Origin of the sequence: Haladaptatus paucihalophilus DX253, from assembly GCF_000376445.1 — an archaeon.
GTDB lineage: Archaea > Halobacteriota > Halobacteria > Halobacteriales > Haladaptataceae > Haladaptatus > Haladaptatus paucihalophilus.
In genome coordinates, this window is the sequence record NZ_AQXI01000001.1 from 2,500,757 (window position 1) to 2,516,510 (window position 15,754).

16 protein-coding genes are annotated in these 15,754 nt (G+C 64.6%); 5 read left to right on the forward strand and 11 right to left on the reverse strand.

Annotated elements, in window-relative coordinates:
- Positions 1-8: 8 nt before the first annotated feature.
- Positions 9-689, reverse strand: a complete 681-nt coding sequence (locus tag B208_RS0113970) for an SRPBCC family protein (protein WP_007979458.1) — start codon at positions 687-689, stop codon at positions 9-11.
- 58 nt (positions 690-747) lie between these two features.
- Positions 748-2,124 carry an adenylosuccinate lyase gene (gene purB, locus B208_RS0113975; RefSeq protein WP_007979456.1) on the reverse strand — a complete coding sequence of 459 codons (1,377 nt, stop codon included), beginning with the start codon at positions 2,122-2,124 and terminating at the stop codon, positions 748-750.
- A gap of 167 nt (positions 2,125-2,291) precedes the next feature.
- Here purB and purH point away from each other — a divergent pair, with 167 nt between their 5' ends.
- A complete protein-coding gene (gene purH / locus B208_RS0113980; protein WP_026177852.1) occupies positions 2,292-3,908 on the forward strand; it encodes a bifunctional phosphoribosylaminoimidazolecarboxamide formyltransferase/IMP cyclohydrolase in 1,617 nt (538 codons plus the stop codon).
- Between the two features lie 14 nt (positions 3,909-3,922).
- Here purH and B208_RS0113985 read toward each other — a convergent pair whose 3' ends face one another.
- Positions 3,923-4,393, reverse strand: a complete 471-nt coding sequence (locus tag B208_RS0113985; protein ID WP_232423803.1) for a hypothetical protein — start codon at positions 4,391-4,393, stop codon at positions 3,923-3,925.
- Positions 4,394-4,633: 240 nt separating this feature from the next.
- Between B208_RS0113985 and B208_RS0113990 the strand changes: the two genes are divergently transcribed.
- A complete protein-coding gene (locus tag B208_RS0113990) occupies positions 4,634-4,897 on the forward strand; it encodes a zinc-ribbon domain-containing protein (protein WP_007979451.1) in 264 nt (87 codons plus the stop codon).
- A gap of 31 nt (positions 4,898-4,928) precedes the next feature.
- On the opposite strand, the gene B208_RS0113995 is transcribed toward B208_RS0113990, so the two are convergent.
- Positions 4,929-5,729, reverse strand: a complete 801-nt coding sequence (locus B208_RS0113995) for an alpha/beta fold hydrolase (RefSeq protein WP_007979449.1) — start codon at positions 5,727-5,729, stop codon at positions 4,929-4,931.
- Between the two features lie 126 nt (positions 5,730-5,855).
- Between B208_RS0113995 and B208_RS0114000 the strand changes: the two genes are divergently transcribed.
- Together B208_RS0114000 and folP are read left to right on the forward strand one after the other, a co-directional pair.
- Entirely contained in the window at positions 5,856-6,383 is a 528-nt protein-coding gene (locus B208_RS0114000; protein WP_007979447.1) for an SHOCT domain-containing protein, read from the forward strand.
- 75 nt (positions 6,384-6,458) lie between these two features.
- On the forward strand, positions 6,459-8,909 hold the full coding sequence (gene folP / locus B208_RS0114005) for a dihydropteroate synthase (RefSeq protein ID WP_007979445.1): 2,451 nt from the start codon (positions 6,459-6,461) through the stop codon (positions 8,907-8,909).
- A 9-nt stretch (positions 8,910-8,918) separates the two neighbouring features.
- Here the strand turns inward: folP and B208_RS0114010 are convergent, their stop codons facing one another.
- The 7 genes from B208_RS0114010 to B208_RS0114040 form a co-directional block, all read right to left on the reverse strand.
- The gene (locus tag B208_RS0114010; protein WP_007979443.1) at positions 8,919-9,728 is read right to left on the reverse strand and encodes an ABC transporter permease; all 810 of its coding nucleotides are present in this window, start codon (positions 9,726-9,728) and stop codon (positions 8,919-8,921) included.
- Positions 9,725-10,396, reverse strand: a complete 672-nt coding sequence (locus B208_RS0114015; RefSeq protein ID WP_026177853.1) for an ABC transporter ATP-binding protein — start codon at positions 10,394-10,396, stop codon at positions 9,725-9,727. Before B208_RS0114015 ends, B208_RS0114010 begins: the two co-directional genes overlap by 4 nt.
- Positions 10,397-10,598: 202 nt before the next feature.
- Positions 10,599-11,672 carry a glycosyltransferase family 4 protein gene (locus B208_RS0114020; protein WP_007979438.1) on the reverse strand — a complete coding sequence of 358 codons (1,074 nt, stop codon included), beginning with the start codon at positions 11,670-11,672 and terminating at the stop codon, positions 10,599-10,601.
- An 84-nt stretch (positions 11,673-11,756) separates the two neighbouring features.
- Positions 11,757-12,356: a DUF7344 domain-containing protein gene (locus B208_RS0114025; RefSeq protein WP_007979435.1), complete on the reverse strand. Its 600-nt coding sequence runs from the start codon at positions 12,354-12,356 to the stop codon at positions 11,757-11,759.
- A 287-nt stretch (positions 12,357-12,643) separates the two neighbouring features.
- Positions 12,644-13,141: a hypothetical protein gene (locus B208_RS0114030; RefSeq protein WP_007979433.1), complete on the reverse strand. Its 498-nt coding sequence runs from the start codon at positions 13,139-13,141 to the stop codon at positions 12,644-12,646.
- A gap of 84 nt (positions 13,142-13,225) precedes the next feature.
- On the reverse strand, positions 13,226-13,420 hold the full coding sequence (locus B208_RS0114035; RefSeq protein WP_007979431.1) for a hypothetical protein: 195 nt from the start codon (positions 13,418-13,420) through the stop codon (positions 13,226-13,228).
- Between the two features lie 4 nt (positions 13,421-13,424).
- Positions 13,425-13,757: a HalOD1 output domain-containing protein gene (locus tag B208_RS0114040; RefSeq protein ID WP_007979429.1), complete on the reverse strand. Its 333-nt coding sequence runs from the start codon at positions 13,755-13,757 to the stop codon at positions 13,425-13,427.
- A gap of 178 nt (positions 13,758-13,935) precedes the next feature.
- Between B208_RS0114040 and B208_RS0114045 the strand changes: the two genes are divergently transcribed.
- Positions 13,936-15,741, forward strand: coding sequence for a S9 family peptidase (locus B208_RS0114045; protein ID WP_007979427.1), 1,806 nt, complete (start codon positions 13,936-13,938; stop codon positions 15,739-15,741).
- The last annotated feature ends 13 nt before the right edge of the window (positions 15,742-15,754 follow it).

The following is a 15,754-nucleotide window of genomic DNA, read 5'->3' on the forward strand; positions in this document are numbered from 1 at the left end:
CGTTAAAGTCACGCCCTATTCACGTTTTTCCGCGTCCCGTATTTCGACGATTCGGCGCGCTCTTTCACTCCGAGTAGCATCTTGCGCTCCATGACGAAGTGGGCGGGTTCCCAGAACAGGACGTCGGCCGCTCTCCCGGCGATGTCTTGTTTTCCGTGCGAGCGCATTCGAGCGACGAACCGCGTCGTCTCGTCGTCGAGCGGACGGAGGACGAACGCCCACGTCCACCGCGGTGATTCCCCCGGCGGTTGGAGCACTATCGCCCGCTCGGGGTCGAGCACCGCGACTTCGGGGGCGGACTCGGGCGTCTGCACCGAGTAGTCCTCGGGCGCGAGGTGGACGGTATCCCCGACTTCGAGGTCCTGATGTGCCGGGAGGATTCGGTCGGCGTTGTGGATGTCCGCGCCGACGAGGTTTTCCAGCCAGTCGTAACTGTAGAACCCGCCGCGCCCCTGTCCGATTTGGACGAGCCACGGCCACACCTCCTCGACGGGGGCGTCGATGGTGACGGCGTGAGTGACCTCGGACTCGGGGTCCCGAAGCAAACCGTCACCGGGGAGGGAACCGTTCGATTCCTCGTCGGTCGCACCCCAGCGGAGGTGCCACGGTCGGACGGCGAACCAGTAGATCAGCGCGGCGATTGCGATGAGCGGTGCCACCAGTCGGCGTCGCTCGTACGTCGATGACATGACACCGGTGACGACGGAGAGGAGTGTAACGGTTTGGGCTGGCTGGGCTGGTGAGCGCTCAGTCGAGGTCGTCCGCGAGGTCGGCGGCGATGCCCGTGTAGCCGGTGGGCGTCAGTGCGTGCAGTTCCTCGCGCACGTCCTCGTCCACGTCGAGTTCGTCGAAGAGGTCGCGGAAGTCGTCGAGCGTGACGCGTTTCCCGCGGGTGAGCGCTTTGACGCGCTCGTAGGCGTCGCCGTGGCCTTCGCGCCGGAGGATGGTTTGGACCGCTTCGCCGATGATTTCGGGCGTGGATTCGAGTTCCTCGCGCATGACCTCCTCGTTGGGAACGACCTTCCCGAGGCCGTCCTGCGCTTTGGTGTAGCCGAGCAGGCAGTAGGCGAACGCCGACCCGATGTTCCGCTTGACGGTCGAATCGGAGAGGTCGCGCTGGAGTCGGGAGGTGGTGATGTAGTCGCCGAGGAACGTGAGGTCGGAGTTGGCCTTCGAGAGGTTGCCCTCCGAGTTCTCGAAGTCGATGGGGTTGACCTTGTGGGGCATGGTGGAACTGCCGGTTTCGCTCTCGGTGGTGAGTTGCCCGAGGTAGCGGTCGCTGACGTAGAGCCAGATGTCCCGGTCCATGTCGAGGAGAATCGTGTTGGCCCGACGGAGCGCGTCGAACAGTTCCGCGAGGTCGTCACACGGGTTGACCTGCGTGGCGAGGGCGGTGTGGGAGAGACCGAGGTCCGTCACGAACTCGCGGGAAAAGGCCCGCCAGTCCACGTCGGGATACGCCGCGACGTGGGCCGCGTAGGTGCCGCTCGCGCCCGCGAGTTTGCCCGAGAGCGATTCGGCGGCGCGTTCGATTTCGCCGACCGCTCGTCCGAGGCGGGCGGCGTAGACGGCCGTCTCCTTGCCGAACGTCGTCGGCGTGGCCGGTTGACCGTGGGTTCGGGCGAGCATCGGCACGTCGCGGTACTCGTGGGCCATATCGGCCAACTCGTCGCGGACGGCGGCGAGTTCGGGGAGCAGAACCTCCTCGACGGCGGGTTTGGCGAGCAGGCGGTGGGCGAGGTTGTTCACGTCCTCGCTCGTCAGCGCGAAGTGAATCCACGACCCGAGGTCCAAATCGTCGGGGAGCGAGCGGCGGACGAAGTATTCGACCGCCTTCACGTCGTGGTTCGTCGCGGGGTAGTCCTCGTAGCCCTCGGTTTCGAGGGCCTTGACGATTTCAGCGTCCTCCGCGTCGAACTCCTCGTAGACGGCACGGAGTTCGTCGCGGTCGTCCGCCGCGATGTCGAAGGGCGTCACGTCGAGGTCGGACAGCGCGATGAGATACTCTATCTCGACTCGCACGCGAGCACGCATGAGCGCGGCCTCGCTCGCGTAGTCGCGGAGCGGCGCGGTTCGACCGGCGTAGCGTCCGTCTATCGGCGAGACGGCGTAAAGGGAATCCATACCTGTGCCTGCCGTTCGGTTCGGCAAAAGCGTGTCGGTCCGATGACGCACAAGTATGCATACAAAACGGAAAAATAACCGTGCGACTCCGAAATATATCCACGAAGTTGTATAGAATTCGCCGCTCGACCGCAACTACTTTGGCCCCGCCGGTCGGTCTCTCTCGTATGACAGGGATTGCGGGTATGGCCGGGAACCGTGGTCGAAACCTCATGCACATCGCGGACCTCGCGCCGGGCGGGGCGGAACTGGCGGTCGTCCTCACCAACAGCGCGGATGCGCCGGTGCTGGACGAAGCCGAAAAGCGCGGGATTCCCACGGAAGTCGTCGAACAGGGCGACGACGAATTGCGGCAGGACCACGAGCGCCGCGTCCTCGACGCGCTCGCGGACTACGAGTTCGACCTCGTGTGCCTCGACGGCTACATGCGAATCCTCACGGACGAGTTTTTGGACGACGCGCCGACGACGCTCAACGTCCACCCGTCCTTGCTCCCGTCGTTCCCCGGCATGGACGCGTGGGGCGACGCGCTGGACGCGGGAGTGAGCACGACCGGATGCACGGTTCACGTCGTCACCGACGCGACGGACGACGCGGGCGAGGTTGACCACTCCAAGGTCGATTCCGGTCCCATCGTCACGCAGGAACCGGTTCCGGTGTACGACGGCGACGACGAGGAGTCGCTGAAGGAGCGCGTCCTTTATCAAGGCGAGTTCAAGGCGTACCCCCGCGCGGTCCGCTGGTTCGCCGAGGGAGACGCCGAGGTCGATTTCGACGCGAACGCGGTCCGCGTCGAGGCGGACGCGGACGACGCGCTTCCCGCCCGGAAGGTCGAAACGTTCGACCGCGCCGCCAGCCTCCGATACGGGGAGAACCCGCATCAGGACGCCGCGCTCTACGCCGACGCGACGTGCGAGGAGGCCAGCGTGGTCCACGCGGAGCAGTTGAACGAGGGCGCGAAGGCGCTGTCGTACAACAACTACAACGACGCCGACGGCGCGCTGAACCTCATCAAGGAGTTCGACCGCCCCGCCGCCGCGGTCATCAAGCACACTAATCCCGCTGGCTGTGCCGTCGCCGACTCGCTCGCCGAGGCCTACGAGCGCGCCCTCTCGACGGACGCGAAGAGCGCGTTCGGCGGCATCGTCGCCCTCAACCGCGAGTGCGACGACGCCACCGCGACCCAAATCGTGGACTCGTTCAAGGAAGTCGTCGTCGCGCCGGGCTACACCGACGACGCGCTCCAAACCCTCTGCGAGAAGAAGAACCTCCGCGTGCTCGACGTCTCCGACCTCGGCGAAATCACGGAAACTCACACCGAGAAGGACCTCGTGGGCGGCCGACTCGTCCAGGAGCGCGACATGCAGGACCCGACCCGCGAGGACCTCGACGTCGTGACCGAGCGCGAACCGACCGACGAGCAACTCGACTCCCTGCTCTTCGCGTGGCAGACCATCAAACACGTCAAGTCCAACGCCATCCTGTTCGCCACGGGCACCGAGACGGTCGGCGTCGGCGCGGGACAGGTCAGCCGCGTGGACGCGGTGCAGATTGCAAAGATGAAGGCCGACCGCGATGCTGAAGGCAAGGACGCCGACGGCGCGGTCATGGCGAGCGACGCCTTCTTCCCGTTCCCGGACGCCATCGAGGAGGCCGCCGAAGCGGGTATCGAGGCCGTCATCCAACCCGGCGGGTCGGTGAACGACGACGACGTTATCGAGGCCGCGAACGAGCACGACATGGCGATGGTGTTCACCGGGAGTCGGTGCTTCCGGCACGATTGAGCGAAGCGAATCGACTACCGGTTCCCGTTCTTTTCGAGCCACGTGCGAACCCGTTGAGCGATCGTATCGGGGTCAGCGGTGGTGGTGTTGATGACTTCGATATTCCGGTCAGCCCCCCGTTCTCGGTACCAACGGTTGACGTCGAGCATGAAATCGATGCCCTCCTGTGCCATCGACCGTTCGCGTAACCGTTCTTCGAGGTCGGCGTCGTCACAGACGAGCGCACAGCGTTCGATACCCGAGAAATAGCGCGTCTCGGGGCTGTCGGTGAGGTCGTGGGGGTGGACGCCGCCGACGAAGAGCGCCTGCTTTCCGGTCGCGTGGAGCGTCATGCAGATGCGGAAATCGAGGTCGCAGATGGCCTCCCACGACAGGTTTCCGTTCGTCAAATCGATGTGTAGGTCGCCCTCGTAAATCGACGGGGAGATTTCTCCGTCCAGAAAACCCGCGGTCGTGGATTTTCCGACGCCCGGCGCTCCTTCCAACGTATACAAGGGGAAATATTGGAACCGAAAGCGCTCGCCACACTCCGGACACTCGGCGGTCGCGTACCCGTTCGCTGAATCGAGAACCGGCTTCTCGACGTCGGCGTTCCTGCACCGTGGACAGAAGTGCAACATTCGTTCTTCAAATGTTCGTTCGATACAAAAACGCACGGTGACTATGTCAACGCATGCCGGACGTACTGAGAGAAAACTTATGCCCGCTCTCCTTGACCATCATCTATGAATTTCCGAGCGGAACACGGCGTCTACCTCGCGCTCGCAGTCGTCGTCGGAGCCTTCTTCGTCCTGTTCGCGTTCATGGGTCCCGTCGGGTGGATTCTCGACGTTCTCCTCGTCCTCGCCGTCCTCAAACTGGCCGGGTGGAGTGGCCTGTTCGACGCGACGCCGGCGGAGCGGAAACGCAACTGTCCGGAGTGCGGCGCACGGAACACCGTGAACGATGCGTTCTGTGGATACTGTGGTAGGTCGATGGCTGACGGGTAAAAATCGATAAAAACGCGAATCCGCGCCGTCCTCACAGGGATTCAACGAACTCCCGGAGTCGGCGGTTGAACCGCTCGGGTTCCTCCACCGTAATGCAGTGGCCGCTCTCCTCGAACAGTTCGAACTCGGCGTTCGGGAGGCGGTCCGCGACGTCCCGGACGGCCGCGACGGTTCGCCACTTTTCGTCGGCACCGGCGCAGACGAGCGTCGGGGTCTCGATGTCGGGGAGAACGTCGCGGTAGTCGCGCATCGTGTAATCGAACAGAATCGCGCTCTTGATGGGCGGCGGCGTGCGCGATACCTCGTCGAAGACCAGCGCCCTCGTTTCGGGGCACGGCGGCTCCGCGAACGCCGCTTCGACGAGTCCCTCGATGAACGCGGCGTGGTCGGTTTGGACGAATCCGAGCGTCTCTGTGAGCCGTGCCGAGTCGCTTCTCCCGTGGTCGTAGTAGTCCCACTGGAACGCCGACGCGGACATGTCCACGTCCACGAAGCCCCGAACTCGGTCGGTCCCGAACTGGCCGACGTACTCCCACGCGACCAGCGCGCCCATCGACCACCCGACGAGAACCGCGTCGTCGAGGTCCCGCCGGTCGAGGAAGGCGTCCAGGTCGCTGGCGTACTGGCCCACCGTGTGCCCGGTTTCCGTCTTCTCGGAGCGGCCGTGCCCCCGGTAATCGAGCGCGACGGTCCGGTAGTCGTCCGAGAGGTTCCCCAGTTGGTGCGTAAAGAACCGAACACCGGTCATCACGCCGGGGAGGAAGACGAGCGGGGTTCCCGAGCCCTCGTCTTCGAAATACAGGTCGGCTCCGTTGCACTGTTCGTACGGCATGGCGGGTGGAGTACGCCGCGAACGGGCAAAAACGCCGCCGTCGAACTCGTCGCGGCGGACCCTCGCCACCCCGCTCGTGGGCGGCGGAAGGTGAGTTAAAGTGGTCCCCGAACGAAGCTTCACGCGATGAGCGCGCTCTCCAGCACGAAGGTCAAGACGCTGTTCGCGGGGTTCGTGTTCTCGCTCGTCCTCCTCGTCGGAATCGCCGTCGTCGGCGTGTTCGGCACCCTCGCCGCCCTCGGGGGGTCGGCGTACGCGAACACGCCGCTCGTCTTCGCGGTGTTCAACGCCGCGTTCCCGTACGTCGTGGCGTTCCTGCTGGACGCCATACTCGCCACCGTGCTGTTCGTCTGGATGGTTTCGAGCGCGGTACGGCAGGCTTCGATGCCGCGAAGCGAACGGCTCGCCGGACTCGCTCGAATCGCCGAACGACTGTCCCCGGAGGCCCGCGACGTCGGACTCTCGGAACGCCTCGGACCGACGAAAGAGGACCGGATGGACGAGCTGAAAGAGCGATACGTCGCGGACGAAATCGACGAGGACGAGTTCGAACGTCGGATGATGCGGCTGATGGCCGAGAACGAGGACGGGGGTCGCGCTTCGGCCCGACGGAGCTACGAGCGGACGAAGCGCGAGTTCGAACGCGAGTTCTGACCGGTCGGCGCGCCGACGGGTTCGACGCCCTCCGACTCCGACAATCTAAAGCGCACGGCTTCTGTCCTCACAGACATGGACTACCACGAGGCGGCGAACTTTCTTTTCGACTTGCGGCGGTTCCGTCCGAAGCCGGGGACGGACTCCACCGCGGACCTCCTCGCGCACCTCGACGACCCGCACGACGGGGTTCGATTCGTGCAGGTCGCGGGGTCGAACGGCAAGGGCAGCACGGCTCGGATGACGGAGCAAGTCCTCCGCGAAGCGGGACTGTCGGTCGGCCTGTACACGTCGCCGCACTTCGACGACGTTCGTGAGCGAATCACCGTCGATGGGCGTAAAATCACCGAGGCGGCGATGGTCGAGTACGTCGAAGCCGTCTCGGAGTACGTGACCGAACGGGCGACTCACGGCAACTCGCCGACGTTCTTCGAGGGGATGACCGCGCTGGCGCTCTGGTACTTCGGGCGCGAGGACGTGGACGTCGCCGTCCTCGAAGTCGGCATCGGCGGGCGGTACGACGCGACGAGCGTCGTGGACCCCGTCGCCTCGGCGGTCACCAGCGTCACGCTCGAACACACGGGCATCATCGGCGAGACGGTGGAGGAAATCGCCACGGACAAGGCACACGTCGCGCCAGAGGACGCCCCGCTCGTCACCGGCGCGACGGGGGACGCCCTCGACGCGGTTCGAAAACAGGCGGGCGACGTGCTCGTCGTCGGCGACGGCGAGGACAGCGACGTGCGGGCGACCTACGAAGGACGGACGAATCACACCGAGGCGGCCATCTCGCTGTCGGGTCCGGACTGGAACCTCGAAACCTCGATTCCGCTGCTCGGCGAGTATCAAGCCCAAAATGCGGGTATCGCCGCGGTGCTCGCCCGGCAGGTCGCCGACGTGACCGACACCGAACTCGCCCGCGGGCTTCGAAAGGGGTTCTGGCCCGGCCGGTTCGAAGTGATGGGGACGGACCCGCTCGTCGCGCTCGACGGGGCGCACAACCCCGGTGCGTGTGCCGCCCTCGCCGACACCATCGCGGAGTTCGACTACGACGACCTCCACTTCGTTTTCGGCGCGATGCACGACAAGGACGTCGAAGGGATGGCGAACGCGCTCCCGACGCCAGATCACGTCGTCGCCACCCACGCGAACATCGACCGCGCGGAGGACGAAGCGGTCATCGCGCGGGTGTTCGAGGACCGCGGCGTGGAGCACGTCGAACGAATTCGCTCGGTCGAGAGCGCCCTCGAGAGCGCGCTCGCGGCGGCCGACGAGGACGATTTCGTCCTCGTCGTCGGGTCGCTGTTCGCCGTGGCGGAGGCGCGGACCCGCTGGACGCGGGCCGAAATTCCGAAGCAAATCGCCGACATGGACGACGCGCGCGAGGCGTTGGAAACCAGCCACGTGACACACACCGAGAACGTCAGAATTCGCGGAAAAGCGGTTCATCGCGTCGTCAAAACCCGCGTTCAGACCCGGCAGGCACGGCGCATCAAAGAGGAGATGCTCGCCCTCGGCGGCGAGTGTGCGCGCTCCGGGCTCAAAGACCGGGACGACGAGAACATCGATGTGCTGTTGATGGGCACGCTGACCCAGTACAAACGGCTCGCGGAGGCGCTCGACGACGGACCATACGGCCTGTCGCTCTTCGCCGACGACATCCGGGAGACGCTCGGCATCCGGCGGTCGGATTCCGACGGGGACGGAGACGGCCGCGACCACGGCTTCCCGTGGGAGGGTCGAACCGCCGTGATGGGGATCCTCAACGTGACGCCGGACAGCTTCCACGACGGCGGCCAGTACGAGGCACACGAGGACGCCATCGACCGCGCCGAGCGGATGGTCGAGGCGGGCGCGGACGTCATCGACATCGGCGGCGAGAGCACGCGTCCCGGCGCGGAGGAAGTATCGAACGAAGAGGAAATAGAACGCATCGTCCCCGTCATCGAGCGAATCAGCGACCTCGACGCCATGATTTCCGTCGATACTCGCAAGGCCGACGTCGCCCGCGCCGCGCTGGAAGCGGGCGCGGACATCCTGAACGACGTGTCCGGGTTGGAAGACCCCGAGATGCGATTCGTCGCCGCGGAGTACGACGCGCCGTTGGTCGTCATGCACAGCCTCGACGCGCCGGTGGTTCCGGAGCACACGGTGGAGTACGACGACGTAGTCGAGGACGTCATCGCGGAACTGGAAGAGCGCGTCCTGCTCGCCGAGAAGGCCGGACTCGACCGGAGCAAGATAATCGTCGACCCCGGACTCGGCTTCGGCAAGGCTCCCGCGGAGAGTTTCGAACTCCTCGGTCGGACGGGCGAACTGCACGCCCTCGACTGTCCCGTCCTCATCGGACATTCGCACAAATCCATGTTCGAACCCATCGCGGACGAGGACCGAATGGCCGCGACGGTCGCCGGGACGACCATCGCGGCCGAACGCGGGGCGGACATCGTTCGAGTGCACGACGTGCCGGAGAACGTCGCCGCCGTCCGCGCCGTCGAGGCGGCCAACGCGGACCGCGAGGAGTAGCCGGCGGCGCTATCCCGCGCTCGCCTCTCCCCCGTCGAACGGTTTCAACTGCTCGGCCTCGGTGAACGCGTAGCGACCGACAAGCAGGGTACTCGCCATGCTCGTCAGTCCCCCGGCGGCGAACAGCATCGCCATGATGACGAACTGGTACTCGGCGGCGTAGATGGGGTTCGCGCCCGCCAGAATCATCCCGGACATCATGCCGGGGATGTAGACGAGTCCGAGGCTCTTCAGCGACTCCACCATCGGAATCAAGGATGCTCTGACGCTCGTCGTCACGTACTCCGAGACGACGTTCTCGGGCGCGACGCCCAGCGCGAGGACGGCCTCGATTTCCGCGCGGTTCGATTCTATCTCCCCCTTGAACCGGTCCAGCGCGAGCGAGTTGGTTTTCATGGCGTTCGCGATGACCATCCCGCCGACCGGAATCAGGTTCCGAACGGTCGCCTCTATCGCGCCCGCGGCGACCATCGTGACGATAACGAGCCCCGACCCGAACGCGATGCCGACGAGCGAGACCCGGAAGACGCCGGGAACGTCCTCGCCGCGGTCCTTCGAAATCCACGCGGCGATTCCCATCATCGCCACGAGCACCAGCCCGCTCCACGCGAGGCTCACCGAGAAGAGCACGCCGATGACCGACCCCATCGCTATCACCTGCACGAACCCGCGGACGAACGACCGCCCGAGTTCCGTTTCGAGGTCGAGGTTTCGGACCGCCGAGACGACGAGGACGACCAGCGCCAACGCCGACGCGACGGCGACCTGTCCGAGTCCCCGGAGCACGTCCGGGTTTCCGAACTGGTCGAAAAAGCTCACGCCATCACCTCCGACACCGGTCCGACCGATTCGAGCCGTCCGTCTTCGAGCAGCGCCACGCGGTCCGCCAGCCGACGCGCTTGCGACTCGTCGTGGGTGACGAGGACCGTCGTCAGGTCGGTTTCGCGGACGAGTCCTTCGAGGAGCGCTTCGACCCGTTCCTCGGACGACGAATCGAGGCTCGACGTCGGTTCGTCGAGCAGGAGCACCTCGGGTTCGGTGACGAGCGTCCGGGCGATGGCGACGCGTTGTGCCTCGCCGCCCGACAGGTCCGCGACGTCCCGGTCGGCGTAGCCGTCGAGGTTCATCCGTCCCAGCAATTCTTCGACGGTTCCGTCCGTGACCGTCTCACCGCGAAGCCGCGGGCCGATGGTCACGTTCTCGAAGACCGTCCCGTCCCGGAGCGCGGGCGACTGGGGGACGATGCCGATTCGGCGACGGACTTCCCGGGGCGGAAGGTCGCGGTAATCCGTCCCGTCGAGAAACACGGTTCCGTCGGTCGGTTCGTCGAGCCGGTTGAGGAGCCGAAGGAGCGAAGACTTGCCCGACCCGGATGGACCGAGCACCGCGAGTACGTCCCCCTCGGACACCGAGATGGAAACGCCATCGACGATTCGGTCCCCGCCGACGACTCGCGTGAGTCGTTCGGTTTCGAGTTTGGTCGCCATGCGTTGTCCGCCGGTACGGGTGGCGTCGGTTTGAATTCTCCTCCGGAGGGTATCGATGCCCGATATACCCATCGTCATCGCTCCGACTCCAACAGTAGTCGGTAGTACGGGTTTCGTTCACTCTGTAGACCGTCATCGACGGAGCGCGGTGTTCATCGCCCGTATCGACGGCCTCTCGGGATGCGAATGACCGCGATTGCTCTCAAAAGAATCCGAACGAATCCTGCACGTCGCGGTAGCAGTCGAGGTACCGTTCCAGCACGGGGTCGTGGTCGTAGCGCTCGAACTCCTCGTTTTCAGTCATCCGCGGGAGGTCGGCGGCCGACCGAAGCGCGTCGGTGAGTTCCTGCTCGCTCGTCGTTCGGAAGGTGCGTTCTTCCTGCTCGACCAGTTCGTGGGCGCTCGATTCGACGTGATACTCGACGACGCCCGCACAGCCACACGCCAGCGCGCGCAACAGGTCCGTCGGGAACGCCTCGCGCCGCGCGGTCTGGACGTAGACGTGCGCGCCGCGAAACACCGGAATCCGTTTCTCGACCGGCTGTGCCCCCGTGAACTCCACGCGGTCGTCGATACGGAGGTCCGAGGCCTGTCGCTCGTACCCCTCGCGTTCGGGGCCGTCGCCGATGATGACGGCGTGCCAGCCCTTATCGCGGAGTTCCGCCAGTGCCAGAAAGAGACTCTCGACGTTAGCGTCCTCGTCGAGGCGGCGCGAATAGACGATGTTGGCACCGTCGATGACCTGCGCGTCCCGGATGGCGTCCATGTCGATGCTGTTCGGAATCACCCGCACGTCGCCGCCGTCCGCGCCCAACTCCCGGACGCGGGTCCGTATCGTCTCGGACGGCGTGACAACTTCGTCCGGTGCCCGCGCCGCCATCCGGAGCGACTTCGAGGTGCTCTCGATTTCGGACGGCGACTCGTACCAGTCCACGACGAGCGGTGCGCGCGCGAGTTTACTCGCCGTCTTCGCCGCGAGGACGTGCTTCGGAACCGCGGCCGCGTGGATCACGTCGGGTTTCGAACGGCGGAGCGCGCCGGGGAGCGAGAGCGCGAAGCGCCGCGACGGACTCTGGCCCGGCGGGTCGGTCGTCACCGCGTGATACACCACCCCGTCCTGTTCGAACGTTTCGTGGTCGCCGTCCCACCACTGGGCACAGAAAACCGTGACGTCGTGGCCGCGATTCGCGAGCAGTTCTGCGAGACGTCTAAGTCGGCGGGTTCTCCCCGTGTCATCGTGTTGAGCCGTCACTTCTGCGACGAACGCGACGCGCATACTCCTCGCCACGAAACGAGAAAGTAAAAGTCTTCTTTCATCTGCGCGCCGATAGTGAAAATCCCCTGAACGGTCGCCGAGGATTCACAAGAACCGGCCGTCGTCGCCGAACTCCACGGCGAGGTCCGGGGTCGCGCCTTGAAACCGCTGCTGCCAACAGTGACGGTCGTAGAAGTGCGCCGTGGCTGTCATGCCGAACGCGACGAGGACGAACGTCGCGAGTTGGAACCCCGAAGCAGGGACGAGTTCGAACCATCCGAGCCCGAGCAACAGCGCGCCCACCGCCGAGAGCGCGACGTACAGTTTGTGCCACGGAACCGTCGTCTGGGAGTCCGTCGCGAGATACAACTCGAAATCCCGTGCGCCGTCGGTAAACGACACCTGCTTCGAATCCCGGTCGTAGCTGACGATACCGATGTTCTCCAACTTCGGAAGATGGGTCTGATACAGCGCGCTGTACACCGATTTTCGCTGTTCCGGAGACACCTCCTCCCGAGAAATATTGTTCTCCCACGCCGCTATCTGTTCGGCGAGTTCTCCCAACTCGACGGAACCGCGCTGCCGGTTGAGCGAGTAGAGAACGTAGCGCCTGCGTAGGTTCTTCACCGCGTCGTACACCTCCTGTTCTGAGAACGCCCGCGACCGTGCCCGGTCAGTGCGCTCCCGTGTCTGTGTCGTATTCATTCCTCCCACCCTGTCGGTGCGTAGACGCCGAGATACCGCATAAATCAGCGACTCCGTTTACCCCGTATCGCTCGATGTCCCGATTTCGTAAACAGTTTATCGACTGACAAACGTGCGGCCGAACCCACCACCGGCGGCCGGACGCCGAACGATGCGGTTTCCGCGCTGCCAGCGACTCAATCGGCTGTTACTCGCTCGTTGGCGCGAACAAATCCGACCATTCCCGCACGGCGGCCGCGCGGCGAATCGAGGCTTTTCGTCGGGTCGTCGTTACGACATCGACGCACTCACGCGGCCGATTCGCCGCGGCAGGGTTCCGTCGTCATGTTCGCCGCGGTCGGGCGTTGCTTCGTCAGCATCGGCGTCGCGCGTTCGTCGTCGTACACCGTGACGTAGGTTATCGTGGTTCCGCTGCCCTGCACCGGCACGGCGATGCGCGTGGTCCCGTTCAGCGGGCCGTACTCGAAGTAGGACGTCGCAACGCCGTCCGGCGCGTACCACGTCGTTCCGATGCCGACGCGCTCGGCCGCGCCGTGAATCACGACCGTCGAGTTGTTGACGAACTCGACCTGAACCGTCTCGTTCGACGTCTCCGTTCCCGACCGCTCGTCGTGTGTCCCCACTCCGTCGTGCGTCGTCGTTTTCGCTCGTTGCTCGTGTGTCATCGTCCCCGTCCGGTGGCCGTCGGTTGGGTGTCCGTGCGTCGTGGCGACGACGCCACCGCTTCCGACGATACACAGGCAGGCGATAGCGACCGCGAGGACGCGTCGTTTCTCGGTTTGCATGGCATCCGCGCCTCTCACGCAGGGGTTTTTGTTATATACCGGCTACTCTATGGAAACGACAACTTTACCCCTCGAACGCCGCCATTACCGCTCTTCAGAATCGGAGGTAGGCTTCTGTAGACTCGTGATTTCGACCATCATGTCGGGGAGGTCATCGTTCGAAAGGCGGAACGTCCACGACCGGTCGAAATCGATTCCGTTCCGCGCGCTCGTTTCGAGCAGTTTTCCGAGTTCGTCCTCGAACTCGTCCACCGAGAGCAGTTCCGGTTCACCCTCCACGGTGTTAGCACCCGGTGCCGTCGGCGGTAAATCGTCGATTACCGTCGAACACTTGGATCGTTCCGGTCGTATCGATCCGCACTGTGCACCCGTGAAACGGGAACTGGACCTGTCCTATCTCCCCGATATCGTCTATATCGAACGAGCTAAAGAGGGATTCGAGCGCATCGCAGTCGAGCGTCTCTTGGAGTGGCGGCATCTCCTCCATCGGCGTCCCAGTAACCTCCGAAACGGCTGCGCTGACAGCAACGACGACACTGTCGGTTTCAGTGTTATCGAATGAGAATTCCCGTATCAAATCGGAGTCACTGTGAGAATTTTGAGATGTCGTATCCATACTATATCACGAAACGTACTACAAATCAAGCTATCGGTCGTCCAAAGTCTGTGCCTTTGTATCTCCGTTCTTTAAGTACGATGAGATGTATTTTATCTTTTCATTATATATCGTTCACTAACGTCAGGTGTTATCGACGACCAAAGCTCTATCCCGTCAGCGGGAAAACCGACCGACGATGACATCATACGATTTCGAACGCTATCTGAACGTTCGAAGCGCGTACGGCGCGTCGTTCGACCCGACGGGGGAGCGTCTGAGCTTCCTGTTGAACACGACCGGCGTCCCGCAGGTGTGGCAGTTGGACGGTCCCCGCGCGTGGCCCCAGCAATCGACGTTCTACGACGAGCGGGTGACGTTCGTCTCGTGGTCACCCGAGCGCGACGAACTCGCCTTCGGGATGGACGAGGGCGGGAACGAACGCCAGCAACTGTTCCGCCTCGACGGCGACGGCGAAACCATCACCCCCCTTACGGCGATGCCCGACGCGAAACACAGATGGGGCGGCTGGAACTCCGACGGGTCGCAGTTCGCGTTCGCGTCGAACCGGCGTGACAACGCCGTCTTCGACGTGTACGTGCAGGACCGCACCGGGACCGGGGACGATGCCGAGATGGTGTACGAGGGCGACGGGTGGCTCTCGCTCGCCGGATGGGGTCCGGACGACGACCGCCTCGTCGTGGTCGAATCCCACTCCTCGTTCGACCGGGACCTGTACGTCCTCGACATCGAATCCGGCGACATCGAACACGTCACCCCGCACGAGGGGAACGTCCGGTATCAGGGCATCAACTGGGGTCCGGACGGCGACGCGCTCTACCTCGTCACCGATGAAGGGGCGGACACGATGTATCTCGCACGCCTCGACCTCGAGACCTACGATATCGAACTCGTCGAGGAGGGCGGGAGCTGGAACGTGGACGGCTGTGCGCTGGACGAGGACTCCGGTCGGCTCGTCTACTCGCGCAACGAGGACGGGTACACGGAACTCACCGTCGGCGAGTTGACCGGCGAGACGACCATCCGCGAGTTCCCGACGCCCAACCTGCCGCACGGTATCGCGGGGGGCGTCAGTTTCGGCCCCGACGCGGAGCGATTCGCCATCTCAGTCACCGGCAGCGCGAGCGCGACCAACGTCTACGTCGTCGAGACGAAAACGGGCGAGGCGGAGCGCTGGACAGACGCATCGACGGCGGGGCTTCCGACCGACTCGTTCGTCCGCCCGAAACTCGTCCACTTCGAGAGCTTCGACGGCCGTTCGATTCCCGCGTTCTTCTCCGTGCCCGAGGACGCGAGCGCGGGCGAAACCCCCGTCATCGTGGACATCCACGGCGGTCCGGAGAGCCAGCGTCGTCCGTCGTTCAACCCGGTCAAACAGTACTTCCTGAACCGCGGGTACGCCTACTTCGAGCCGAACGTCCGCGGGTCGTCGGGCTACGGCACGGAGTACACGCATCTGGACGACGTGGAAAAGCGGATGGATTCGGTCGCCGACGTCGAGGCCGGTGTCGAGTGGTTACACGACCAGCGCGCCGTGGACCCCGACCGAATCGTCGCCATGGGCGGCTCCTACGGCGGGTTCATGGTCCTCGCGGCGCTGACGGAGTACCCCGACCTGTGGGCCGCCGGGGTGGACGTCGTCGGCATCGCCAACTTCGTCACGTTCCTCGAAAACACGGGCGACTGGCGGCGCGAACTCCGCGAGGCCGAGTACGGGTCGCTCGAAGACGACCGCGACTTCCTGGAGTCCATCAGTCCCATCAACAACATCCACGAAATCGAAGCGCCGCTGCTCGTCCTCCACGGGGAGAACGACCCGCGCGTCCCCGTGGGCGAGGCCGAGCAGATAGCCGAGGAAGCCGCCGAACAGGGCGTCCCGGTCGAAAAACTCGTCTTCCCCGACGAGGGCCACGGCTTCTCGAAACTGGAGAACCGCATCGAGGCGTACACGAAGACGGCCGAGTTCTTGGAGCAGTACGTCTAAGCGCGGTCGGATA

Bases quoted from the DNA above. Each gene is read 5' to 3' on its own strand.
- B208_RS0113970 (WP_007979458.1), bottom strand. From the start codon at position 689: ATGTCATCGACGTACGAGCGACGCCGACTGGTGGCACCGCTCATCGCA.
- purB (WP_007979456.1), bottom strand. From the start codon at position 2,124: ATGGATTCCCTTTACGCCGTCTCGCCGATAGACGGACGCTACGCCGGT.
- purH (WP_026177852.1), top strand. From the start codon at position 2,292: ATGACAGGGATTGCGGGTATGGCCGGGAACCGTGGTCGAAACCTCATG.
- B208_RS0113990 (WP_007979451.1), top strand. From the start codon at position 4,634: ATGAATTTCCGAGCGGAACACGGCGTCTACCTCGCGCTCGCAGTCGTC.
- B208_RS0113995 (WP_007979449.1), bottom strand. From the start codon at position 5,729: ATGCCGTACGAACAGTGCAACGGAGCCGACCTGTATTTCGAAGACGAG.
- B208_RS0114000 (WP_007979447.1), top strand. From the start codon at position 5,856: ATGAGCGCGCTCTCCAGCACGAAGGTCAAGACGCTGTTCGCGGGGTTC.
- folP (WP_007979445.1), top strand. From the start codon at position 6,459: ATGGACTACCACGAGGCGGCGAACTTTCTTTTCGACTTGCGGCGGTTC.
- B208_RS0114015 (WP_026177853.1), bottom strand. From the start codon at position 10,396: ATGGCGACCAAACTCGAAACCGAACGACTCACGCGAGTCGTCGGCGGG.
- B208_RS0114020 (WP_007979438.1), bottom strand. From the start codon at position 11,672: ATGCGCGTCGCGTTCGTCGCAGAAGTGACGGCTCAACACGATGACACG.
- B208_RS0114025 (WP_007979435.1), bottom strand. From the start codon at position 12,356: ATGAATACGACACAGACACGGGAGCGCACTGACCGGGCACGGTCGCGG.
- B208_RS0114030 (WP_007979433.1), bottom strand. From the start codon at position 13,141: ATGCAAACCGAGAAACGACGCGTCCTCGCGGTCGCTATCGCCTGCCTG.
- B208_RS0114040 (WP_007979429.1), bottom strand. From the start codon at position 13,757: ATGGATACGACATCTCAAAATTCTCACAGTGACTCCGATTTGATACGG.
- B208_RS0114045 (WP_007979427.1), top strand. From the start codon at position 13,936: ATGACATCATACGATTTCGAACGCTATCTGAACGTTCGAAGCGCGTAC.